General features: G+C 70.7%; 18 protein-coding genes and 1 pseudogene. 6 read left to right on the plus strand and 13 right to left on the minus strand.

The window, feature by feature from the left end; genetic code table 11:
• Window positions 1-20: 20 nt before the first annotated feature.
• From ACFXB5_RS03245 to ACFXB5_RS03260, 4 genes are all read right to left on the minus strand, one after another.
• The gene (locus ACFXB5_RS03245; protein WP_385201856.1) at window positions 21-4,961 is read right to left on the minus strand and encodes a DUF3320 domain-containing protein; all 4,941 of its coding nucleotides are present in this window, start codon (window positions 4,959-4,961) and stop codon (window positions 21-23) included.
• A gap of 170 nt (window positions 4,962-5,131) precedes the next feature.
• The gene (locus tag ACFXB5_RS03250; RefSeq protein WP_385201857.1) at window positions 5,132-5,596 is read right to left on the minus strand and encodes a hypothetical protein; all 465 of its coding nucleotides are present in this window, start codon (window positions 5,594-5,596) and stop codon (window positions 5,132-5,134) included.
• Window positions 5,597-5,739: 143 nt separating this feature from the next.
• On the minus strand, window positions 5,740-6,138 hold the full coding sequence (locus ACFXB5_RS03255) for a DUF427 domain-containing protein (RefSeq protein ID WP_164428149.1): 399 nt from the start codon (window positions 6,136-6,138) through the stop codon (window positions 5,740-5,742).
• A gap of 72 nt (window positions 6,139-6,210) precedes the next feature.
• The gene (locus ACFXB5_RS03260; protein WP_385201881.1) at window positions 6,211-6,726 is read right to left on the minus strand and encodes a MarR family winged helix-turn-helix transcriptional regulator; all 516 of its coding nucleotides are present in this window, start codon (window positions 6,724-6,726) and stop codon (window positions 6,211-6,213) included.
• Between the two features lie 178 nt (window positions 6,727-6,904).
• Here ACFXB5_RS03260 and ACFXB5_RS03265 point away from each other — a divergent pair, with 178 nt between their 5' ends.
• The gene (locus tag ACFXB5_RS03265) at window positions 6,905-9,298 is read left to right on the plus strand and encodes an MFS transporter (RefSeq protein WP_385201859.1); all 2,394 of its coding nucleotides are present in this window, start codon (window positions 6,905-6,907) and stop codon (window positions 9,296-9,298) included.
• 128 nt (window positions 9,299-9,426) lie between these two features.
• Here ACFXB5_RS03265 and ACFXB5_RS03270 read toward each other — a convergent pair whose 3' ends face one another.
• On the minus strand, window positions 9,427-9,708 hold the full coding sequence (locus ACFXB5_RS03270; RefSeq protein ID WP_385201861.1) for a hypothetical protein: 282 nt from the start codon (window positions 9,706-9,708) through the stop codon (window positions 9,427-9,429).
• A gap of 166 nt (window positions 9,709-9,874) precedes the next feature.
• Window positions 9,875-11,107 (minus strand): MFS transporter, encoded by a 1,233-nt coding sequence (locus ACFXB5_RS03275; RefSeq protein ID WP_385201863.1) that lies wholly within the window; start codon window positions 11,105-11,107, stop codon window positions 9,875-9,877.
• Window positions 11,108-11,256: 149 nt separating this feature from the next.
• Here ACFXB5_RS03275 and ACFXB5_RS03280 point away from each other — a divergent pair, with 149 nt between their 5' ends.
• Complete coding sequence (locus ACFXB5_RS03280; RefSeq protein WP_385201865.1) at window positions 11,257-12,147, plus strand: LysR family transcriptional regulator; 891 nt, start codon at window positions 11,257-11,259, stop codon at window positions 12,145-12,147.
• 262 nt (window positions 12,148-12,409) lie between these two features.
• On the opposite strand, the gene ACFXB5_RS03285 is transcribed toward ACFXB5_RS03280, so the two are convergent.
• Window positions 12,410-12,922 (minus strand): GNAT family N-acetyltransferase, encoded by a 513-nt coding sequence (locus ACFXB5_RS03285; protein WP_385201867.1) that lies wholly within the window; start codon window positions 12,920-12,922, stop codon window positions 12,410-12,412.
• A 263-nt stretch (window positions 12,923-13,185) separates the two neighbouring features.
• Entirely contained in the window at window positions 13,186-14,301 is a 1,116-nt protein-coding gene (locus tag ACFXB5_RS03290; protein ID WP_385201868.1) for a ferritin-like domain-containing protein, read from the minus strand.
• 191 nt (window positions 14,302-14,492) lie between these two features.
• Here ACFXB5_RS03290 and ACFXB5_RS03295 point away from each other — a divergent pair, with 191 nt between their 5' ends.
• From ACFXB5_RS03295 to ACFXB5_RS03310, 4 genes are all read left to right on the plus strand, one after another.
• Entirely contained in the window at window positions 14,493-15,422 is a 930-nt protein-coding gene (locus ACFXB5_RS03295; RefSeq protein WP_037951122.1) for a diiron oxygenase, read from the plus strand.
• A 231-nt stretch (window positions 15,423-15,653) separates the two neighbouring features.
• A complete protein-coding gene (locus tag ACFXB5_RS03300; protein ID WP_385201870.1) occupies window positions 15,654-16,517 on the plus strand; it encodes a TetR/AcrR family transcriptional regulator in 864 nt (287 codons plus the stop codon).
• 159 nt (window positions 16,518-16,676) lie between these two features.
• Entirely contained in the window at window positions 16,677-16,943 is a 267-nt protein-coding gene (locus ACFXB5_RS03305) for a hypothetical protein (RefSeq protein WP_138913838.1), read from the plus strand.
• 145 nt (window positions 16,944-17,088) lie between these two features.
• On the plus strand, window positions 17,089-18,360 hold the full coding sequence (locus tag ACFXB5_RS03310) for an NlpC/P60 family protein (RefSeq protein ID WP_385201872.1): 1,272 nt from the start codon (window positions 17,089-17,091) through the stop codon (window positions 18,358-18,360).
• Between the two features lie 21 nt (window positions 18,361-18,381).
• Here ACFXB5_RS03310 and ACFXB5_RS03315 read toward each other — a convergent pair whose 3' ends face one another.
• The 5 genes and pseudogenes from ACFXB5_RS03315 to ACFXB5_RS03335 form a co-directional block, all read right to left on the minus strand.
• The gene (locus ACFXB5_RS03315; RefSeq protein ID WP_385201874.1) at window positions 18,382-19,752 is read right to left on the minus strand and encodes a styrene monooxygenase/indole monooxygenase family protein; all 1,371 of its coding nucleotides are present in this window, start codon (window positions 19,750-19,752) and stop codon (window positions 18,382-18,384) included.
• Window positions 19,753-19,829: 77 nt separating this feature from the next.
• Window positions 19,830-20,441 carry an ATP/GTP-binding protein gene (locus tag ACFXB5_RS03320; RefSeq protein ID WP_385201883.1) on the minus strand — a complete coding sequence of 204 codons (612 nt, stop codon included), beginning with the start codon at window positions 20,439-20,441 and terminating at the stop codon, window positions 19,830-19,832.
• A gap of 34 nt (window positions 20,442-20,475) precedes the next feature.
• A complete protein-coding gene (locus ACFXB5_RS03325) occupies window positions 20,476-20,868 on the minus strand; it encodes a DUF742 domain-containing protein (protein WP_385201876.1) in 393 nt (130 codons plus the stop codon).
• Window positions 20,865-21,356 (minus strand): roadblock/LC7 domain-containing protein, encoded by a 492-nt coding sequence (locus ACFXB5_RS03330; RefSeq protein ID WP_121824831.1) that lies wholly within the window; start codon window positions 21,354-21,356, stop codon window positions 20,865-20,867. The genes ACFXB5_RS03325 and ACFXB5_RS03330 overlap by 4 nt, the downstream gene beginning before the upstream one ends.
• Window positions 21,353-21,848 (minus strand): annotated as a pseudogene (locus ACFXB5_RS03335) (histidine kinase); the annotation flags it as partial. The gene ACFXB5_RS03330 and the pseudogene ACFXB5_RS03335, both read right to left, overlap by 4 nt.

Below are 21,848 nucleotides of genomic sequence, written 5' to 3' on the forward strand. Positions count from 1 at the left end.
CGCCGGGCTGCGGATCGGCCTCATTGCGTCACCGTGATCCGTCCCTCCGCTTCCACGAGCACGCCCTGTGCGTACAGCTCGGCGACGTCCGCTTCCAGTGCGGCACGGATGTCCTGGCCAAGGCGTCGCCAGCCGAAGAAATCGCAGGCCTGGCGCAGCAGCTCCTCACGCGACATCCCGGGGCATTCGGCCGCCAGCCCTTGGAGGGCGAGCCGTCGTTCGGCCGGGGCGATGTGGGCCACCTGGCGTGGGGCGGTGCCGGGCGCCGGGTGGCGGGCCTTGAGGCTCTGTCGGTCCGCCGTGTCAAGGAAGTCGCCCTCCACGCTGACGTTGCCCGCCCGGCCCAGGCCACGCGCCACCTGCCTGATGTTCTCGCGGATCCTGGAGCCCGCTCGGGCCACCCCCCACGCTTCACGGGCGCGCTGCACCAGCAGTTCTTCGTGGATGGGGCCTTCCGCCTCGATGACCTGGGTCAGGATCCGGCGCAGCGCGGGCCGGGCCTCTGGGCTGTGGAGTTCGGCCGACGGCGTCACATATACCTCGCGCACCGCGTACGGGGCGCTCCAGGGGCGGTCGGGCTCTGTGTCGACGGGGACCCGCTCGTGGTCCACGGCGGTGGGACCGGGGCCCGGGCTCGGCTTCTGCTGGGCCGGGACAGCGGGGTGGGTCTGCGCGGGAGGTGGCGGCTCGTCGGCCGAGGCAGTCAGCGGGTCCATCGCCACGGCCCGCTCGACGGCCTTCCGCAGCCGCTCCTCGGCGGCGGCCCTCCCTCGATACCAGTCCGTGCCCCAGATGCGGTGGAGTTTCCAGCCCAGTCCTCGGAGGACCTCTTCGCGCAGCCGGTCGCGGTCGCGGGCCACCTTGGAGGAGTGGTACATCGCCCCGTCGCACTCGATGCCCAGGGCGTACGTGCCGGGTGCGGCGGGGTGGCGCAGGCCCATGTCGATTCGGAATCCGGCGACGCCGACCTGCGGCTGGACCTCGTACCCCCAGCCACGCAGCACCCTCAACACCGATTCCTCGAAGGGGCTCTCGGGCTCGGCGTCGGCGGCTTGCACCACGTCCTGGGCGAGGACGTCGGGGCCGTTCTCGGCGTACTGGAGGTAGCGCTTGAGGTGCTGGACACTCTTGTTCTGGCTGTCGCCGAGGCTGCCGCCGTGGAAGGACGCGACGACCTCCATGCGGTGGCGAGCGCGGGTGACGGCCACGTTGAGCCGGCGCCAGCCGCCGTCCTTGTTGATGGGGCCGAAGTTGAGGGCGAGTTTGCCGTTCTCGTCGGGGCCGTATCCGATGGACATGATCATGACGTCACGTTCGTCGCCCTGTACCGATTCAAGGTTCTTGACGAAGAAGCCGTGCAGACGGTCCTCGGTAAAGCAGTGGTCGAGGTCGGGTCGTGCCAGAAGTGCCTGCTGGACCGCCATTTCGATCGCGGATGCCTGGGCCTGGGACAGGGCGACGACGCCGAGGGTGCGGCCGGGGCGGGTGTCGAAGTGGTGGATGACACGCTCTGCCACGGCTTCCGCTTCGATCCGGTTGTCCCGTCGTCCGCCCCGGTCGTACGTACCGCCCGCCGGGAAAAAGCCGACGCCCACGTCGTTCCCCTCGTCCGTGGCGCCGGGGAAGGTCACCATCGAGTTCTGGTAGAACTCCCGGTTACTGAAGGTGATCAGATCCTCATGGCGGCTTCGGTAGTGCCAACGCAGGGGAAGGACGTTCAGGGCTCCGGCCTTGCAGGCATCGAGCAGGGATTCGAAGGAGTCGGGCACGTCCTCGTCGTACTCATCACTGTCGTCTTCGACGGCCGCGTCGAAGAACGACGTCGGGGGAAGCTGCTTCTCATCGCCGGCGACGACGAGAGAACCACCCCGGTAGATGCAGTTGACCGCGTCGCCGGGGCGCACCTGGGACGCCTCGTCGAAGATGACGACGTCGAAGTGGTAGTCGGGCGGCAGGAACTGGCTGACGGTCAGTGGGCTCATCATGAAGCACGGCTTGATCGTCCGGACCACCTCCCTGGTGCGGCCGAGCAGTTCCCGCACGGGCATATGGCGACGCTGCAGCTCCGCCTGCCGGATGATCACCCGGCCCGCTCCGCTGCCGAAATTGCGGGGCCTGCGCCGATTGCATGCCTCGATGACCGCGCCGCCGGCCGCCTCGACAAGGCGGCGGTCGGCTTCTTGAAAGTCGGCGACCCGCGCGTCCAGGTCAGCGGAGCGCGTCGTGCGGAGCCTCTCGTCGGTGTCGAGGAGCCGGTCCACCCATGCCTTGAGCAGGGCATGTTCTACGACGTCGGACAGCCGTTCCGCGGGGATACCGCGCTCCGCCGCACGGGGCACCAGTTCATCGACATGGTGGCGGGCCAGCACGGCCAGTCCGTCGCGGTACGCCTGCCACTCCTCCGGGCCCTGTGGGTCCGCCAGGAGGGCGTCCACGACCTGCTGGGCCTGCTCGAAGGTGCCCAATAGCGCGGGGGAAAGGTGCGCGCGCCGGGCGTCATCAAAGAGACCGAGAAGTGTGGTGACCGCGTCCGACCAGCGAGCGACGCGGTGCGCCACGGCGTCGCACCATTCGGTCAAGGAGTCCCGTGCGCTCCCGGCCAGTAGTCCCGGCAGCGGGTCAGGGGTGGAGCCGCCGTCGGCGAGATACGAGGCGATCTTGTCCTGGTGCTCGATACCTCCGGAGAGACCCGCGATTCGATCCGCGGTGGCCAGTGCCCGGTCGAGGGCGGGGAGGTCCGCTTCGGTACGGGGCGTGTAGCGGCCGAGGAGCCCGCCGTGCCGGTCGGCGAGGCGAGCCACCTCGACGGCGGCCCGCTGCCAGGCCAGAGCGTGGTCGAGGCGCCCGATGAGCCTCTTGTGCCAGACACCATCCCGGGTGAGCGCCGCGACAGCCGCCCGGTCGACCTTGTACTGCGCGGAGAACCGGCCCGTGATGCCGCGATGCTGCTCCGCGAAACGCCGTACGAGTTCCGGAAGCTCTGCCGCCGTGAGGATCTGCTCCCCGAAGACGTCGTCGGCACCACCGCGCGCCTCGGCAAGTACAGCGAGCGCGCGGTGCAGTTCCTCTGCGGCCGTATGGGCCTCGCGACGCGTTTCCGTGCCGAACCATGCGCACGGCGGTCGCTCGGCGGCAGAGGCCAGATCCGTCAGCGCGAACAGCGTGAACGCATCCTCGGGCGTGACCGGCTCACGGGCCCCGAGGCGATCCGCGAGCTGAGCGAGCGTGCCCGAGACGTCTTCGGGAAGTGCGCTGGGCGGGGCCGGATCGCGGTCCGGCAGCCCAGCACGGAGTGATTCCACAGTCCGTTCGAGGTCATGCACGGTATGAGGTTCGTCGATCGCCACCGCGAAAGGCCTGCGTTCACCGGCTATACGCAGCGCGGTCAGCGCCTCGGCAGCCTCCGACGCCGCCGTCATCGCCGTGGAACCCACCAGCCCGCGCCAGATGAACGCCTCCCCTTCGACCGCCGGCCGCCAGGCGCGGCTGATGGCTTGGGCGGCCGCGGTGGCATCTTGCAGAGCCCCGGCGCTCAAGACGCCGACGGCCTCTCGGTGGGCGGCGCTCAGGGGAAGCCGAGGAGTGTCGTCCTGTTCGAGGAGAACCACACGTCCCAGAACGTCGTGCAAGGTGCGCCCCAGCGGCTCACGCACCTGGTTCATCGCCGCCGCATAGCGGGACAGCTCCTCGCGCAGCCGACGTGCCCGCTCCAGTTCGTGCTCGGCGGCTCCAGTGACCCGCGCCTCGGTGGTGAGCACACGGGCGAGTTCCATCGCCACGGCCTTCTTGGCGGTGTCACCACTGTGCAGGGAGAGGGCGAAGTCCCCGAGCCCGACTTCGCGCAGCCGGTTGCGTACGACGTCGAGGGCGGCGGCTTTCTCACTGACGAAGAGCACCGTGCGGCCCTCGTACATCAGTGCTGCGATCATGTTGGTGATGGTCTGACTCTTGCCCGTTCCGGGCGGGCCGTTCATCACAAAGGAACGCCCGCCGAGGGCCGCGGCGACGCACTGACGCTGGGACGCGTCGGCGTTGAGGACCAGAGGGGTCCGCTCCGGAAGCTGGATCTCGTCGATATGGTCGAGCTCAGGGGGCTCGAACTCGATCGCGTCCGGCGGAAGTTCCGAATCGGGGCCGAGCCCGACCGCACGTACCAGAGGATGGGCGAGGATGCGGTCCTCGTTCTGCTGGAGGTCCTGGTACATCGCCTCCTTGTACGAGGAGAAGAGGCCGAGTACTACCCGCTCGTCGACCGACCAGCCGTCCTGCCCGTCGGCGATGTGTCGCGCCGCGGTGAGTACCGGGCCGAGTTCGGTGACGTCCTTGCCCGTCACCGGTGACCAGTCGATGCCCAGCCGGTCGCACTTCACTTCCAGGGCCGGATTGTGGACCGGCTCCTGGCCCTCCGCCGGATACAGTCGGGCCTGACCGGTCCGCCCATCGCGGCGCAGCTCCACCGGGACGAGCAGCAGCGGGGCCGAGCTTGTCTCCTGCGCACCCACTTCCCGCCAGTCGAGCATGCCCACGCCAAGCCACAGCACCCACAAACCGTAGTCGTTGTACATCTGGGCGGACTTGTTGCGTAGAAGGCGGAGAGCCCCGTCCAGCGCCGTCTGCCGGGTCTTCTGGGTGATGAGTCCGCCGATTGGTATCGCTCCGCGACTTCCCCGTAAGAACAGCGCCTCCTGAGCTGCCTCATCGCGCCCGTCGTCGCCGTCGTCCTCGCGTTCCTCGATGAGTGCGAAGTCCCAGCCCCGCGCCAGACCATGGAGCACGGCAGCGGCATCGGGCGAGGTGATTTCCAGGGTCGCGGTCCTCGTGTGGCGGAAGTTCAGCAGTCTGTTTCGTCCGCCCATGTCGAGCAGCGAACCACGCCAGCCACCGAGGACCGTCTTCAACCGGCCCAGACCGGGGTCGCTGATGCGGGGACGTGCGGCACCGGTCACAGGCCGGGGTGTCATACGGGCAGTACCTCCACAGGAGCAAGAGCGCACACATGGGGACGATCCACAACCGAGAGGCCCCCAAACACCGTATCTACCAGCCCAGTACACACAACACACCCCAAACAGTGGCTCCGATACCAATCGGACGTCTTCGCCTGACCCCCTGACCGCGTCGGACGTCTCGGTCACCGGGTGAGGGGGCAGGGGAGATCCGGGACCCAGTGGTTGGGGGTGCAGGTGACCAGGGCCAGGGAGAGGAACGACGTGCGGCCCAGGTAGAAGCCGAAGGAGACGTCCGTGCCGTGGGTGAGGCGGTCCGTGGCCGTGGTGACCAGGCGGGCCTGGCGGGCCGTGTCGGCTTCCTGGCGGGAGAGGAAGCCGGGGGCGTGTTCGGTCAGTTCGCGGCCCAGCCACGCCGCCGCGTCCTTCGGTTCTTCGAAGGTGGCGCGGATGAGGGTGGGGGACTTCAGGAGCCAGAGGGACGTTTCCAGTGGGGGGAGCTCCGAGTGGCGGAACGTTTCCAGGAGCGTGCGGTAGCGCTCCTCGTCCTCCGCCGTGACGGGCGGGTGGGGGCGGTCGGGCGGGCGGCGGAGGGCCTCCCGGTCGAACAGCTCCTTCTCGCCCAGCCACGAGTACGCGTGGATGTGCACGCGTCAGGGGTTCCCTCCGGGGGGTTCCCGGAAGGCCCCTGACTGGGTGATGCCAGGGTCGGGCTCGTGGGGTTCGTGGGGTTCGTGGGGTTCGTGGGGCTCGTGGGGTTCGTGGGGCTCTTGTTTGGGCGGTTCCTGTTCTCTTACTTTGCTACGTCGATCTTTGCCACCTCGTCGTAGAACGACAGGTGGTCCTTGATCTCCGACACCTTCTCGATCGGCTGCGGGTACGCCCACACCACGTCCGGCCGCGGCTCCGCGCCCTCGCCCGCCGGGCCGCGGTAGGTCCAGTACGCCGCCTCGCCCTTGAACGGGCAGATGGTGTGGGTGTCGGTGGGCTCGAAGAGGGTCAGGTCCACGTCCTCCGGGGGGAGGTAGTAGCGGACCGGGAGACCGGTCTCGTGGACGAGCAGGGGGCGGGTCGACTCCGCTACGACGCGGCCGTCGATCGTGACCGTGACGTGCTGCGTGCCGCGCTCCACGTCCACGCGGTGTCCGCCGCTCGTGCCAGTGGTCTTCGGGTGGGAAGCGGGGGTGGACATTTCTTCCTGGCCTCCTTGGTGGGTGTGACGAGCGTCATGCCTTTGTCCGTCACAACGCTCTTCGCCGCGCCCTCATTCCGGAGCGCTGCCCGCCTCGTCCGTCTCCCGTGGCCAGACCCGGCCCTCCTGGCGTTCCACCTCGCGGTTGAAGCGGGTCAGGACGTCCTCGAAGCGGGCCACGTCCTCCGGGGGCCACGATTCCAGGAGCCGGGACAGGTCGGTCTGCCGGCAGGTCCGTTCCGCCGCCATGCGGTCGGCGCCCCGTGAGGTGACGCGGAGCTTGCGGGCCAGGCCGCCCTCCGGGTCCGGGATGCGTTCGACGAGGCCGGCCCGGAGCAGGGCGCCGGTCTGGCGGTTGACGGTCGAGACGTCCAGCTGGAACGCGTCGGCCAGCTGGCCGATGGTCATCGCGCCCTCGGCGTCCAGGCGGGAGAGGAGCAGATAGCCGGAGCGGTCCAGGCGGGTGGGAATGCACGATTCGGCGCCGGGGGTTGTGCCCGTGTCCGGCTGCGCGGTGGGGTCCTGGGGGTCCGTCGCCTGGCCCTTTCGTTCGCGGGGGGTCAGGACTGAGCACCTGGCCACCAGCATCAGCTCGCGCTCCAGCCGCTCCAGCCGCTCCAGCCGCTCCAGCCGACGATCCAGCACGATTCCTCCTCGCCTCCCCCGCACCCCTCAATGGAAGTGTGCACGATACACACCCTGTGTAGGATGCACATCTCTCATGCTTCCATCAATCTCCTGACCTTTCTTTGGAGGCGGCATTCGCATGCCCCAGTCAGCCCCACCTCGCGTCGCGGAACATCTGAGCGCCGCGCCGTCCGGCACGCCGCTCCCGCGGGAGGTCGGCGGCGGCTTCGTGGCGGTGCTCGCGTTCTGCGGCATCGCCGTGTCCGTCATGCAGACGCTGGTCGTTCCGCTGGTAACCGAGCTGCCCCAGCTGCTGCACACCACCAGCTCCAACGCGTCCTGGGTGGTCACCGCCACCCTGCTCGCCGGTGCCGTCTCCACGCCCGTCATGGGGCGGCTCGGCGACATGTTCGGCAAGCGCCGGATGCTGATGGTCTCGCTGGCGCTGATGGTCATCGGCTCGCTGACCTGCGCCGTCACCTCCGACCTGGTGGTGATGGTGATCGGCCGGGCCATCCAGGGCGGGGCCATGGGGGCCATTCCGCTCGGCATCAGCGTCATGCGGGACGAGCTTCCGCCGCACAAGCTCGGCTCGGCGATGGCCCTGATGAGCTCGTCGCTCGGCATCGGCGGCGCGCTGGGGCTGCCGGCCGCCGCGTTCGTGGCGCAGCACACCAACTGGCATGCGCTCTTCTACGGGGCCGCGGGGCTGGGCGCGATATCCATCGCCCTCGTGCTCGCCGTCGTCCCGGAGTCCTCCGTCCGCACCCCCAGCCGCTTCGACGCCATCGGCGCGCTCGGGCTGACGGCCGGTCTCGTCTGTCTGCTGCTGCCCATCACCAAGGGCGGTGACTGGGGCTGGACGAGCGGCACCACGCTCGGGCTGTTCGGCGCGTCCGTCGTGATCCTGCTGCTCTGGGGCGTCTTCGAGCTCCGTACCACCGAGCCGCTGGTCGATCTGCGGACCACGGCGCGGCGCCAGGTACTGCTGACCAACCTCACCTCGATCATGGTCGGCTTCTCGTTCTACGCGATGTCGCTGATCCTTCCGCAGCTGCTGCAGCTGCCGGAGGCCACCGGGTACGGCCTGGGCCAGTCCATGGTCATGGCGGGGCTCTACTTCGCCCCCATGGGCGTCGCGATGATGCTGGTCTCCCCGCTGTCCGCGCGGATCAACGCCTCGAGCGGGCCGAAGGTCTCGCTGGTCCTCGGGCTGATCGTCATCGGCGCGACGTACGGTGCCGGGCTCGTCATGATCGACCACATCTGGCAGATCGTGGTGCTCTCCACCGCGCTCGGCGTCGGTATCGGCATCGCGTACTCGGCGATGCCCACCCTGATCGTCAGTGCCGTCCCCGCCGCTGAGACGGGTGCGGCGAACGGGCTCAACACCCTCATGCGGTCGATCGGCATGTCCACCTCCAGCGCGGTGGTGGGCGTCATCCTGGCGCACCAGACCATCGACTTCGGTGGAGTGGCGCTGCCGAGCAAGGATGGCTTCAAGGTCTCGTTCCTGGTGGCGTGCGCCGCCTCGGTCGGCGGTCTGCTGATCGCCCTCTGCCTGCCCGGACGGCGGCGCGGGGGGCGGGTGTCGGGCTCGGGTCCCCTGGCCACTTCGGCTCCGGTGGCTGATTCAGCCCCTGTGTCAGCCCCTGTGATTGATTCAGCTCCGGTCGCTGACTCCGTTCCCGCGGGCGTCCCGGCTGCCGCTGCCGCCTCTATCGCCACGGTCGTCGACGACCTCCCCGTCCTCACCGGCAGCGTCATTCACGGCCGTGTCCTCGGCCCCGGCGACACCCCGCTCGCCGACGCCGCCATCACCCTCATCGACACGGGCGGCCGTCAGCTCGGCCGTACGGTCACCGCCCGCGACGGCCGGTACCACCTGCCCGCGCCCGACGCCGCGAGCGTCGTCCTCATCGGCTCGGCCGCCGGGCATCAGCCGCAGGCCGCCACGCTGCTGGTCTCGGATCTGCCGGTCGTCTGCGATCTGAGGCTGTCCGGCGGGGGCGGGCTGACCGGGTCCGTACGGGCCGTCGACGGGGAGCCGCTGGCCGGTGCGACCGCCACGGCCACCGGGCCCGAGGGCGAGGTCGCGGGGTCGGTGACCGCCGACGAGAAGGGCGAGTTCGCGCTGCCGGAGCTGGCTCCGGGGACGTACACCCTGACCGTGGCCGCCGCCGGGCACCGGCCGTACGCCACCCAGGTGGAGCTCACCGCCGGTGAGCCGGTGCGCGTGGACGCCGAGCTGCCGCCCGCGGCCCGGGTCCGGGGCACCGTACGGGCCCGGGGCGGCCGGCCGCTCGGGGATGCGCGGGTCTCGCTGCTGGACGCCTCCGGGGACGTGGTCGGCCAGGCCATCACGGGTGCGGACGGGTCCTTCGGCTTCGAGGCGCTCACCGGCGACCACTACACGGTGGTGGCCAGCGGCTACGCCCCGGCGACCCGCCAGATCACGGTCGGCGGCGCGGCGGGCACCGAGCGGCGGGATGTGGACTTCCTGCTGGGGCACGGTGACGACGGCGAGGAGTGAGTCCGGGCCCTCGGCGAGAGGGCCCCGGCAGAGCATGACGTAAGGAGCAGCAGGTGAGCAGCGGCAGGTAAGGAGCAGCAGGTAGGCAGCTGCAGGTAAGGAGCAGCGTCCTGGGCGCTGCTCCTTACTCATGCGTTCTCCTCGGGAAGGCCCTCGGGAAAACCCTCCTCGGAGAGCCCCTCCTCCTCGGGGAGGCTCTCCCACGCCTCGCCCTTCCGGTACAGCTCGAAGCCCTCCTCGTCCGCGATGGACTCCGCCTGGGCCCGGCTGCGGAGGGAGATCTCGTACGTATGGCTGTCGACGGTCGCGTGGACGCCCGAGCCGTCGGTGACCGTCTCGATGGAATGCGTCTCGTAGATGACGCGTCCCGGCTCGCACTTGCTCCAGACCACGTGCATGCTCACTGCCATGTGGACCCACTCCCGCAGACGAGTCCCCTGGTTTCAGGGTCTCACCTGATCGCCGGGTCCACATGGCCTGACGTGGCCCTCCTGGCCTGACGTGGCCCTCATGGCCCGGCGCCTCATGGCCCCGTAGTCCCTCCGGCCCCGCCCGTCGGAAGCCGCGACGGCCCCCTCACCTCCGTCTGCCGAACAGCACCACGTTCGCCAAGGCGAGGACCACCAGCGCGCCCCCGAACCACATGACGCTGGGGACCGCGATCCCGTCCGCCGCCCGGCCGCCGAGCAGCGCGCCCAGCGATATCGCCACGTTGAAGACGCCGACGTACAGCGCCGACGCCGCCTCCCGCGCGTCCGGTGCCGCGTGCAGCACCCAGGTCTGGCAGGTCACCGACACCCCGCCGTACGCCAGCCCCCACACCAGCAGCAGTACGGCCGCCCCCGCCGTCGTGGCGCCGGCGACCGGGACCAGCAGCTCGGCCGCCGCCAGCAGGATGAAGATGACCACGAGGGTGCGGCGCGGATCGCGGTGGGCGGTGGCGCCGGCCAGGAAGTTCCCGGCGATGCCCGCCACGCCGTACGCCAGCAGCAGGGTGCTGATCAGCCCCGTCCCGACCCCGGCGACATGCTCGAGCACCGGGCGGACGTATGTGTACGCGCCGAAGTGGCCGGTGACCAGCAGCAGGGTGGTGATGAGGCCGGTCCGCAGCCGGACGTTGCGGAACAGGCCCGGCACCTCGCGCAGCCGGACGGTGCCGGTGGCGGGCAGCGGGGGCAGGGTGACGGCCATGGCGGCGGCAACGGCCAGCGAGAGGACGGCGAAGACGGCGAACGCGACCCGCCAGTGGACCAGATCGCCGATGAGCGTCCCGATCGGCACCCCGAGCACCGAGGCCACCGCGATACCGCTGAAGATCAGCGTGGTGGCGTGGCCCGCGGAGCGCTCGGGCACCAGCCGCACCGCGAGCCCGCCCGCGATCGACCACACCCCGCCGATGCTCACCCCGACCAGCACCCGGGCGAACAGCAGGACGGCGAAGCCGGGCGCGAGCGCGGAGAGCAGATTGGCGACGGCCAGCAGCCCCATCAGACCGCACAGCACCAGCCGCCGGTCGTAGCGGCCGACGGTGACGGTGAGCAGCGGGGCGGCGAGCGCGGCGACCAGGCCGGGCACGGTCATGGCCAGCCCCGCCGTACCGTCCGAGACCCGGAGCGCGGAGCCGATCGAGGTGAGCAGGCCGACCGGCAGCATCTCGGTGGTGACCACCGCGAAGGTGCCGACCGCGACGGCGACGACGGCGAGCCAGGCCCCGAGCCAAGCCCCGAGCCGGGCTCTGAGCGGCGAGCGCACCACCGGAGGTGACCCGGATGTGCCTGCCGGAGCGCTGAGTTCCGTGCTATTGGACATGTCTTTAGCGAACAGCTGTGCCCCTGCGGGAACAACGCCGTAGTTTTCAGCCTTCCATGAGCGAGCCTCATCAATCGGTGGAGGCTCATCGATCGGTGACGGTGATCGGTGTCGGTGATCGGTGACGGTGTCAGCGTCAGTGGGAGGCCATGGCCGAGTTGGAGATCCGCGAGCTGGAGTGCTTCCTCGTGCTGAGCGAGGAGCTCCATTTCGGCCGCGCGGCGGAGCGGTTATACGTCTCGCAGAGCCGGGTGAGCCAGCTGCTGCGGAACCTGGAGCGCCGGATCGGCGCCCGATTACTGGAGCGCACCAGCCGCCGGGCGCGGCTGACCCCGCTCGGTGAGCGGTTCCTGGCCGAGCTCCGGCCCGCCTACGAGGCGCTGTACGGGGCCTTCGAGAGCGCCCGCGGAGCGGCGCGCGGGGTGGACGGCGTGCTGCGGATCGGGTTCCAGGGAGCCGCCGATGAACAGGTGACCGCGGCCATCGCGGCCTTCCGGGAGCGCCATCCCGCCTGTGAACCGACGACCGTGGAGATCCCGCTGGCCGATCCGTTCGGCGCGGTGCGGGCCGGTGAGGTGGACGCCGCGATCGTCTGTCTGCCGGTGACCGAGCCCGATCTGGTCCTCGGCCCGGTCTTCTCCAAGCAGCCGCAGACCGTGGTGGTCCCGGCCCGCCATCCGTTCGCGGGCCGCGGCCGGGTGGACGCCGAGGCGCTGGCCGACTGCCCACTGATCGGCCCGTCCGCCCCCGCGCCGCGCTACTGGCACGACGCCATGGCACCCGCCGTCACCCCCGGCGGGCGGCCCATCCCGCGCGGGCCGCTGGTGCACACGCTCCAGGAGGGGCTGGCGGCGGTCGCGGCGGGCCTGGGCGGGATGCTGCTGTGCGCCCCGACGGCGGAGTACCACCGCCGCCGGGACATCACCTTCGTAGCGGTCGAGGGGGTGCCGGACTCGATGCTCGGCCTGGTGTGGCGGCGGGCGGACGAGACCGCGCGGCTACGGGCGTTCGGGCGGGCGGTGGAGGAGCTGTGCGCTTAGGCGGCGGCCTCAGCCACCTCGCGGCCGTCCCCCTGCCGGCCGCCATGGTCCTCCGGGGTCCTCCCCGTGCCATGTCCGCGTATCGGCTAAGCGCTCCGCGCGAGGTGCCGCGAGGTGCGGTCGTTCATCCGCGGCTGCTTCGTGGCCGGTCGCCCACGTGGCGGAGCCGCATATCGACACAGCCGCGGCGGAGCCGCACATCGACACAGCCCCGCGCCCCTTCGGGGCGCACCCGAACCGCACCGGACTTCAGCGAGGCCGCTCAGCCCACATCCCTGCGCATGCACACCCGTGGCCAGCGGTCCAGCCCATGACCGGCCTCGCTGAGCCGGATCTCGCGCAGGCCGGGGGTCAGCTCGGCCTCGGTCAGGGCCCGGAAGCCGCATCGCGCGGCGTAGTACGGGGCGTTCCAGGCCACGTCGACGAAGGTGGTCAGGGTGAGCGCGGGGACGCCGTCGCCCGCGGCCCGCGCCGCGATGTGGTCGATCAGGGCCCGTCCCACGCCACGGCGGGCGCTGTCGGGGTGGACCGAGATCTGCTCGATATGGATGTTTCCGTCGACGGGGTCGGTGATCAGGTACGCCATCGCCCGGTCGGCGTCGTCCACCGCGACCCAGGCCCGTCCGGTGCGCTGGTAGCGGCTCAGCTCTTCCAGGCTCAGGGGCTCGTCATCGGCGACTTCGTCCATTCCGATGTCCCGGAAGCAGAGTCCGGCGGCGCGCTCTATGTCCTGGAGAACGGGGAGTTCTTCACTGGTGCTCGTTCGAATCCGCACCCCACCATCATCCTCCGGAACGCCGGAACAAAGGCGTGCCCCCCACCGCCGTGGAGAGCACCCTTCGGCCGTTCCTTCATATGAACGCATATGAACGCCACCGGACCGAGGTCACCCCAATGACCTCGGCCTTCTTCGCTGGCGGTGATCATGAATCTACCAAGGACGGGGCGCGGGGGCGAGGTTGAGGGGGTGTCACCTGTGATTTCCCCCTGTCCTCCACGCCCTCTGTGCCTCCTGCGCACCCTGCGCACCCGGTGCCCTCACGCCTGCGCCTCGGCCGCCCCCTCCGCGATCGCCTCGTCCACCTCGCCCGTGCGCGCCGACTCCTCCGCCGCGAAGCGCTGCTGGTCCAGCCGCTCGGCCAGCTCCTCGTCCTGGTGCATCAGCAGGTCGAGGTTGCTGTCGCCCAGCTCCAGCACGCCCATGTCGACATACGCCCGCTGGAGCCGCTCGCCCCACAGCCCGATGTCCTTCACACACGGCACGATCCGGCTGAAGAGCAGCTTGCGGAACATGTGCAGGAACTGCGACTGCTCGCAGTACTCCTCGGCCTCGGCCTTCGGGATGCCGAAGTTCTCCAGGACCTCCACACCGCGCAGCCGGTCGCGCATCAAGTAGCAGCCCTCGATGACGAATTCCTCGCGTTCGCGCAGCTCCGCGTCGCTCAGCTGCCGGTAGTAGTCGCGCAGCGCCATCCGGCCGAAGGCGACATGGCGGGCCTCGTCCTGCATGACGTAGGCGAGGATCTGCTGGGGCAGCGGCTTGTCGGTGGTGTCGCGGATGAGGCCGAACGCGGCGAGCGCGAGGCCCTCGATGAGCACCTGCATGCCCAGGTAGGCCATGTCCCAGCGGGAGTCGCGGAGGGTGTCGCCGAGGAGGGTCCGCAGATCGGTGTTGATGGGGTAGACCGTGCCGAGCTTGTCGTGCAGGAAACGGCCGTACAGCTCGGCGTGGCGCGCCTCGTCCATGGTCTGGGTCGCGGAGTAGAACTTGGCGTCGAGGTCGGGCGCGGCCTCCACGATCCGGGCCGCGCACACCATCGCGCCCTGTTCGCCGTGGAGGAACTGGCTGAACTGCCAGGCCGCGACGTGATGGCGCAGCTCGCCCTTGTCCCGGTCGGTCATCCGGTCCCAGTGGCGGGTGCCGTAGAGGGCGAGCGACTCATCGGGGGTGCCCAGCGGATCGTACGGGTCCACGTCCAGGCCCCAGTCGATCCGCTTGACCGCGTCCCACTGCTTGTCCTTGCCCTTCTGGTAGAGGGCGAGCAGCCGGGCCCGGTGGTCGTCGTACTCCCAGCTGAATCGGGCGGCACCGCCGGCGGGCACCTGCCAGAGGGGGTCTCCGGGATCCATCGCGTAGAGCTCTTGCGTCGCCACCGACGCCTCCTTCGCCTCGCTCCCCCGTGAACGGATGCGTACTCGGCAGGCTCACACGTCCGTTACTCGGCGGTCAATAAGACCTCCCCAAGGGATTGACGGCCTTGCTGACACAGAGTCTCATAAGAGGTATCCGCCGGTAACCGTTCCCACCGGAGTCTGTCCGAGCCATCAGTGAGGTGCCCTCGACGATGTCCACCATGACCGAACCACCCGCGCTCAGGGACGCGCTCGGGCTGATCAAGGACCGCGAACGGGTCGCGGAGCGGCTGCTCCAGTCCTCCGCCAAGCACTCCTTCGACCCCGACACCGAACTGGACTGGGACGCGCCGTTCGAGCCCGGCAAGTGGTTCTGGCCACCGGAGCTGGTGTCGCTCTACGACACGCCCATGTGGCGCCGGATGTCGGAGGAGCAGCGGCTGCTGCTGTCCCAGCACGAGGCGGCGGCCCTCGCCTCCCTGGGCATATGGTTCGAGATCATCCTGATCCAGCTGCTCACCCGGCACATCTACGACAAGCCCGCGACCAGCGCTCATGTGCGGTACGCGCTCACCGAGATCGCCGATGAGTGCCGCCACTCCAAGATGTTCGCGCGGCTGATCACCAAGGGCGGCACCCCGGCGTATCCGGTCGCCCCGCTCCACCACAACCTGGGCCGGTTCTTCAAGACGTTCTCCACCACGCCCGGTTCGTTCACCGCGACCCTCCTCGGCGAGGAGATCCTGGACTGGATGCAGCGGCTGACCTTCCCCGACGAGCGCGTTCAGCCGCTGATTCGCGGGGTGACCCGGATCCATGTGGTCGAGGAGGCCCGCCATGTGCGGTACGCGCGCGAGGAACTGCGCCGCCAGATGCTGCGGGCGCCGCGCTGGGAGGCGGAGCTGACCCGGATCGGTTCGGGGGAGTTCTCCCGGATCTTCTCGCAGGCGTTCATCAACCCCAAGGTCTACACGGACGTGGGACTCGACCGCCGCGCGGCCGTCGCTCAAGTGCGGGCCAGCGCCCATCGGCGCGAGGTGATGCGCAACGGCGCCCGCAAGCTCACCGAATTCCTCGATGACGTCGGGGTGATGCGGGGCGTGGGCCGCCGACTGTGGAAGAGCTCGGGGCTGCTGGCCTAGGGGGTGCCCGATGGATCGCGGCGCCCGCGGCGGGCTGTTCCCCTCCCCGCCCCTTCCCTCAACTGGGGCTCCGCCCCAGACCCCCGGGTCCAGGGGCGAAGTCCCTGCCACACGGCGGACACCCCGTGGGGCTGGGGCCAGGGGGCATTGGGCGGCCGGGCCCAAGGGCCCATTCGGGCCGGACCGAAGGGGGCATCCGCTTCTTAACGGTGGGCGGTTACGCTGCCAGGCATGACGACAGGCAGCGGCACCGCACCGGCACCCCCGGAGGCGACACCCCCGGCGGAGGCGAGTGCCGCCGCGCGCCCGGCGGCGGAACCCCCGGCCACCGCGAGCCCACCGGCCATCGCGCGGCCCCCGGACACCGCGAGCCCACCGGCCGCGCGCCGGGGCAGCTATCGCAGGCTGAGCGTCGAGGCGCGGCGCGCCGAACTCCTCACCGCCGCGCTCGTCCTCTTCGCCCACCGCGCGCCCGAGGACGTGTCGCTGGACGATGTGGCCTCGGCCGCCGGGGCCTCCCGTCCGCTGGTCTACCGCTACTTCCCGGGCGGCAAGCAGCAGTTGTACGAGGCGGCGCTGCGCAGCGCCGCCGATGAGCTGGAACGGTGCTTCGAGGAGCCCAGGAGCGGTCCGCTCAGCGCCCGGCTGAGCCGGGTGCTGGACCGCTATCTGGGCTTTGTGGACGAGCACGACGCGGGGTTCAGCGCGCTGTTGCAGAGCGGCAGCGTGGCCGAGACCTCGCGCACGAACGCGATCGTGGACGAGGTGCGGCGGGCCGCGGCCGAGGAGATCCTGCTCCATCTGGCGGTCAAGGAGCCCGGTGCGCGGCTGCGGATGATGGTGCGCACCTGGATCACGGCCGTCGAGGCGGCCTCGTTGATCTGGCTGGACGAGGAGAAGCGGCCGTCGCTCGAGGAACTGCGCGACTGGCTGGTGGACCAGTTCGTGGCGATGCTGACCGCCACCGCGGCCACCGATCCGCAGACGGCCCGGGTGATGAAGGCCGCGGTCAGGATGGAGCCCGCCGAGGGGCCGGTCGGACGGCTGGCGCGCCGCGTGGTGCCCTCGCTGGGCGAGGCGTCGCATCTCCTGTGACGAGCGCGGCCGGTGGGACGTACGGTCGCGGCAAGACAGACGGTCGCGGTGAGACGAACGGTCGCGGTGAGGACGAACGGCCGTCGTGAGACGAACGGCCGTCGTGAGACGAACGGCCGTCGTGAGACGAACGGCCGTCGTGAGACGTACGGTCGTGCCGTGAGAAGCGAGGAGACGCCCTTCGTGGGCGGGCCGCTGGACGGCCGGGTGCTGTCGGTGCTGGTCGGCCTCACGGGCCAGCCGCCGAAGACCTACGAGGTGCCGGTGGAGGACGAAGCGGGCGGGCCGCCGACGGTGTATGTCTACCGCAGGGTTCCCGCCGCCACCTCCAAGCGGCTGGGCCTGGTCCGGGGCTGGGCCTATGAGTACGACCCGGAGGGGAAGCCGGGTGGCGGGCCGAAGTGGCCGTGGTCCAAGCCGAACTGACCGTCGGGCCGGGCGGACCGCCCGCCGGACGGGTGACCGTATTCGTCCGACTCGCCCACAATTCTCCTGAAGATACGAACGTCATGCCACGATCCCTGCTGAGCTGGACGCCGAACAGAGGCGTCTCGGAGCCGGAGGTGATCACGTGTCAGGACGGATCGTGGGCTCGGTCTGCGCGGCGGCGATCACCGCGGCCGCCGCGCTGGTGCCCGCCGTTCCGGCGGCCAAGGCGTCGGCCGCCCCCGCCCGCCCCGCCGACCGGTCCGTGTCCGAGCTGCTGACGCAGCTCAAGACGCTGTACCGGAAGGCCGAGGTGGCGACGGAGGCGTACAACGCGACCGAGGAGAAGCTGCACAAGCAGCGCACCAGGACCCGGGAGCTCACGACCCAGCTCGTCCACGCCCGTACGGAGCTCGCCGTCAGCCACGACGACGCCGGACGGCTGGCCCGCCGGCAGTACCAGGGCCACAGCGCGCTCTCCTCCTACAGTTTCCTGCTGACCCTGCTCACCCCGCATCCGGAGAACGCCGCCGACGAGGCGCGCGAGCTGGACCGGGCGGCCGGCCGCGAGGCCGCCCTGATCCAGCGGCTGACCAAGGGCGAGCGGCGCGCCGACACCATCGCCACCCGGGCGCGGACCGCGCTGGACAAACAGCTGTCCCTGGCGGCGAAGCGGAAGAAACAGCGAGACAAGGTGAAGAAGCAGCTCCGCTCCATCGAGAAGCTGCTGGCCACGCTCAGCACCCGGCAGATCGCCCAGGTGGCGCAGCGCGAGCGCCAGGAGACCGCGAAGGCCCAGCGCAAACTGCTCGCCTCCGGCGCGCTCGGCCCCGCGAACGGCACCTCGAACGGCGCCGCGGGCCCGCCCGCCACCACGAACGGCGGCACGGACGGCGGCACGGGCACCGGCGCCGCCCCGGCCCCCGGAAGCGGCCGGGACACCCCGGGGGCGGGCGCCCCCTCCCCGGTGGCCACCGTCACCGCGCCCCGCCCCAACCCCCGCCCCCAGCAGTCCCCCGGCCGCCGCCCCGGAATGGCGTCCGCGGAGGCCGGGCGGCGGGCGCTCGCCTACGCGCTGAGCCAGATCGGCAAGCCGTACGTCTGGGGCGCCGAGGGGCCGAACTCCTTCGACTGCTCGGGGCTGACCTCCTCCGCCTGGGCGTATGCCGGGCGGACCATCCCGCGCACCAGCCAGGAGCAGTGGCGCCGGCTGCCCCGGGTGCCGCTCAGCCAGCTGCGCCCCGGCGATCTGGTGATCTACTACAAGGGGGCGAGCCATGTGGCGATGTACGCGGGCAACGGCCAGGTGGTCCAGGCGCCGCGCCCCGGCCAGCGGGTGAAGCTCTCCCCGCTCGCCTCCAATCCGCTGCAGGGCGTGGTGCGCCCGGGTCCGGTCGCGGTGGCCAAGAAGCGGTGACGGCTCCGGCTACGGCCGGTGTCAGCGGAAGGACCGGACGGCCTCGGGCGCGTGGTCGTCCACCTCGGCCTCGTCGTCGGCCCCAGCCACATCGTCGGCCTCGGCTTCGGCTTCGGCTTCGGCGGCCGCGGCCTCAGCGGCCTCGGCCTCTTCCCTGACCTCGTCCAGATAGGCGGCCGTCTTCTCCGGCTCGTAGAAGAAGTTCTCGAAGTCGGAGGGGTCGTCGAAGCCGTTGGCGATGCGGTGGGCGACGGCGGGGAAGGCGGACCCCGCGCCGAGGAGGTTCACGACGTGCTCCGGCGGCGGGGCCAGCATCGCGTTGGTCCACTTGGTGACGTGCCGCGCGCTCTCCCAGTAGCGGTCGAACGTCGTCCGCATCCACTCCTCGTCGAACGGCCGGTCGCCGCGCTCGAGGATGCTCTCCAGATAGGCCGCCGCGCATTTGGCCGCGGAGTTGGAGCCCTGGCCGGTGATCGGGTCGTTGGCCACCACGACATCGGCCACGCCCAGGACCAGCCCGCCGCCCGGCAGCCGCCCGATCGGGTGGCGTACGGTCGGCGCGTACCGCCCGGACAGCGTGGCGCCCGCGTCCGTCAGCTCGACCTTGGTGGCGCGCGCGTACTCCCAGGGCGTGAAGTGTTCCATCAGCTCCAGGACGCGCTCCAGGTGCTCCGAGGGGTCGGTGATGCCCTGGAACGCGTCGGCCGGACCGCCCGGGACGGTCTCCCAGAAGAGGATGTCGGCGCGGCCGCTGGTGGTGAGCGCGGGCATCACGAAGAGCTCGCCGACGCCGGGGACGAGGTTGCAGCGCACCGCGTCGACGTCGGGGTGTTCGGGGCGCGGGCCGAGACCGTGCACATAGGCGACCGCGAGGGCGCGCCGCGGGGTGTCGTACGGGGAGCGGGCGGCGTCCCGGCCGAAGAGCGAGACCAGTTCGCCCTTGCCCGCGGCCACCAGCACCAGGTCGTACTTCCTGACGAGGACGTCCAGGTCGGAGACGGCGGCGCCGTGGATGACCACCTGGCCGCCGCGCTGCTCGAACGTCTCCATCCAGCCGGCCATCTTGATCCGCTGGTCGACGGACTGGGCATAGCCGTCGAGCCGGCCGACCCAGTCGACGACCCGCGGATGGCCCCCGGGAGCCGACGGCCCGGCGACCGAGACCCCGAGGCCCTCGACCCGCGGCGCCCGCTCCTCCCAGAAGTTGAGCCCCAGATCGCGCTCGTGTCCCAGCGCGGTGTGGAACATGCACTGGGTGGACATCACCCGCCCGCCGCGGATCTCATCGGCCGTCCGGTTGGACATCAGCGTGAGTTCGTAGCCCTGGGACTGGAGGCCGAGAGCGAGTTGGAGGCCGGACTGACCGGCACCCACGATGAGTATCGTCCGCATGGCTGTCGACTCTCCCTCACGCTCGGGCCGGAAAGAGGAACGGAGCATTCCATCCCACGGGCGGAGCAGAGGTTACGTCACTCGGGTGACACGTCAACGGCGTGCCTCACCAGCTCCAGCAGCGCGTCCACGACCGCGATCCGGCGCCGGGCGTCCATCATCACCACGGGGACGGAGGACGCCACGGAGAGCGCGTCCCGTACGTCCTCGGCCTGGTAGAGCGGGGTCCCCTCGAAGTGGTTGACCGCCACCACATACGGCAGTCCGAGGCTCTCGAAGTAGTCCAGCGCAGGGAAGCTCTCGTCCAGGCGCCGGGTGTCGACCATCACCACCGCGCCGATGGCCCCGCGCATCAGGTCGTCCCACATGAACCAGAAGCGCTGCTGGCCGGGGGTGCCGAAGAGATACAGGACCAGATCGTTCTCCAGCGTGATCCGGCCGAAGTCCATCGCGACGGTGGTGGTCAGCTTCTCGGGCGTCGCCTCGAGGTCATCCACACTCTCGCTGGCCTGCGTCATCAGCGCTTCGGTCTGCAGCGGAGTGATCTCCGAAACCGCGCCGACGAAGGTCGTCTTGCCGACGCCGAAGCCTCCCGCTATCACGATCTTGGTGGCGATCGGCGCGCGGGAGCGGTCCGTCTGCCACCTCTGGAGCACCTCCTCGGCCCCGGGTATCCCGGCCCCGGGTATCTCCGACGTCGCCGGCGGGGTCGCCGTGATCGTCTCAGAGCCTGCGAAGTCCACTGAGCACCCTTTCGAGCAACGCGCGGTCCGGCTGGCCGGGGCCCCGCCCGGTGCCGTAGACGCGGATCTTTCCCTGGTCGGCCAGGTCACTGAGCAGGACGCGCACCACACCGAGTGGGATCTTGAGCATCGCGGAGACCTCCGCGACGGAGCGCATCCTGGCGCACAGTTCGATGATCGCCCGGATCTCCGGCAGCATCCGGGAGTTCAACCCGCTGGGGGCCAGGTCCAGCCGTCCGTCCGGAGACTCCAGCGCCGCGACGAAGGTCTCCACCAGCAGCACATGGCCGGAGCGGGTGCGGCCACCGGTGAGTGAGTACGGACGTACGCGAGCGGGTTTACGGGCGGGCCGGTCGGACCCGGCGGTCGTCACTGTGCGTGCTCCAGCGACCTGCGTAGTTCATTGCGGAGCTCGGGGGTGAGCACATGTCCGGCCCGGCCCACGAACAGCGCCATGTGATAGGCGACGACGGTCATGTCGCAGTCGGGGGTGGCGTGCACCCCCAGCAGCGAACCGTCGCTGATCGACATGACGAACAGACTGCCCTCGTCCATCGCCACCATCGTCTGCTTGACACCACCGGCGTCCATCAGCTTCGCCGCGCCGAGCGTGAGGCTGCCGAGCCCCGAGACGATCGTCGCCAGATCCGCGCTGGAGCCCTTGGGGCCGTCCTGCACCGACGGATCGGCCGCCGCGGCCGCGGCGTGATGCCGTGTGTCGGAGGAGAGCAGCATCAGCCCGTCGGTCGAGACGACCACGACCGAACGGACGCCCGGCACCTCCTCGACCAGGTTCGCCAGCAACCAGTGCAGATTACGGGCCTCGCGACTCAACCCGTAGGTACTACTGGGCGCATTCACCCGCGTGCCTCCTCAACCGTGCCACCCTCGTTCTGCGCCCCCGTTTGTCCTGCTGGTCCCCCGCGCCCTCGCGCGGGCTCGCCGCGCGTGGGCTCGCCGCGCGCGGCGAGCTCGGCGGCGGCGTCGCGGTGTCCCTCGCGGGCGCCGCGCTGGAAGCCACCGAGCCGGCGCCGCAGTTCCTCCGCGCTCACCGAGCCCGTCCGCTCCCGTGGATCGGGCTCCCGGAGGGCCACGTTCCGCGGTCGTCGCTTGGGAAGCCCCTTGTCGGTGCGCGCCGCCTCGTCGTCCGGGCGGGCGTGCTGGTCGGGGCCGATGGCGTACGGATCGGCGGACGGCTCACCGCCGCCTGCCCGCTCACCACCCTCCGCCGTCCTGCCGCCGGTCGACGGCGGGACGCTGCCTTCGGGGCCGTCGTACGACGCCGGGGCGCGGGCTTGCGGGTGTGTGTTTTTAACAACTGACGCTGGCGCCCATATTTTTGGGGGTTTTGAC

It is taken from the genome of Streptomyces sp. NPDC059455, assembly GCF_042750115.1.
Lineage (GTDB): Bacteria > Actinomycetota > Actinomycetes > Streptomycetales > Streptomycetaceae > Streptomyces > Streptomyces endocoffeicus.

Coding starts and splice junctions, on each gene's coding strand:
- ACFXB5_RS03280 (WP_385201865.1), top strand. CDS start 11,257: ATGGCCGAGTTGGAGATCCGCGAGCTGGAGTGCTTCCTCGTGCTGAGC.
- ACFXB5_RS03260 (WP_385201881.1), bottom strand. CDS start 6,726: ATGCTGGTGGCCAGGTGCTCAGTCCTGACCCCCCGCGAACGAAAGGGC.
- ACFXB5_RS03265 (WP_385201859.1), top strand. CDS start 6,905: ATGCCCCAGTCAGCCCCACCTCGCGTCGCGGAACATCTGAGCGCCGCG.
- ACFXB5_RS03300 (WP_385201870.1), top strand. CDS start 15,654: ATGACGACAGGCAGCGGCACCGCACCGGCACCCCCGGAGGCGACACCC.
- ACFXB5_RS03315 (WP_385201874.1), bottom strand. CDS start 19,752: ATGCGGACGATACTCATCGTGGGTGCCGGTCAGTCCGGCCTCCAACTC.
- ACFXB5_RS03275 (WP_385201863.1), bottom strand. CDS start 11,107: ATGTCCAATAGCACGGAACTCAGCGCTCCGGCAGGCACATCCGGGTCA.
- ACFXB5_RS03295 (WP_037951122.1), top strand. CDS start 14,493: ATGTCCACCATGACCGAACCACCCGCGCTCAGGGACGCGCTCGGGCTG.
- ACFXB5_RS03255 (WP_164428149.1), bottom strand. CDS start 6,138: ATGTCCACCCCCGCTTCCCACCCGAAGACCACTGGCACGAGCGGCGGA.
- ACFXB5_RS03270 (WP_385201861.1), bottom strand. CDS start 9,708: ATGGCAGTGAGCATGCACGTGGTCTGGAGCAAGTGCGAGCCGGGACGC.
- ACFXB5_RS03245 (WP_385201856.1), bottom strand. CDS start 4,961: ATGACACCCCGGCCTGTGACCGGTGCCGCACGTCCCCGCATCAGCGAC.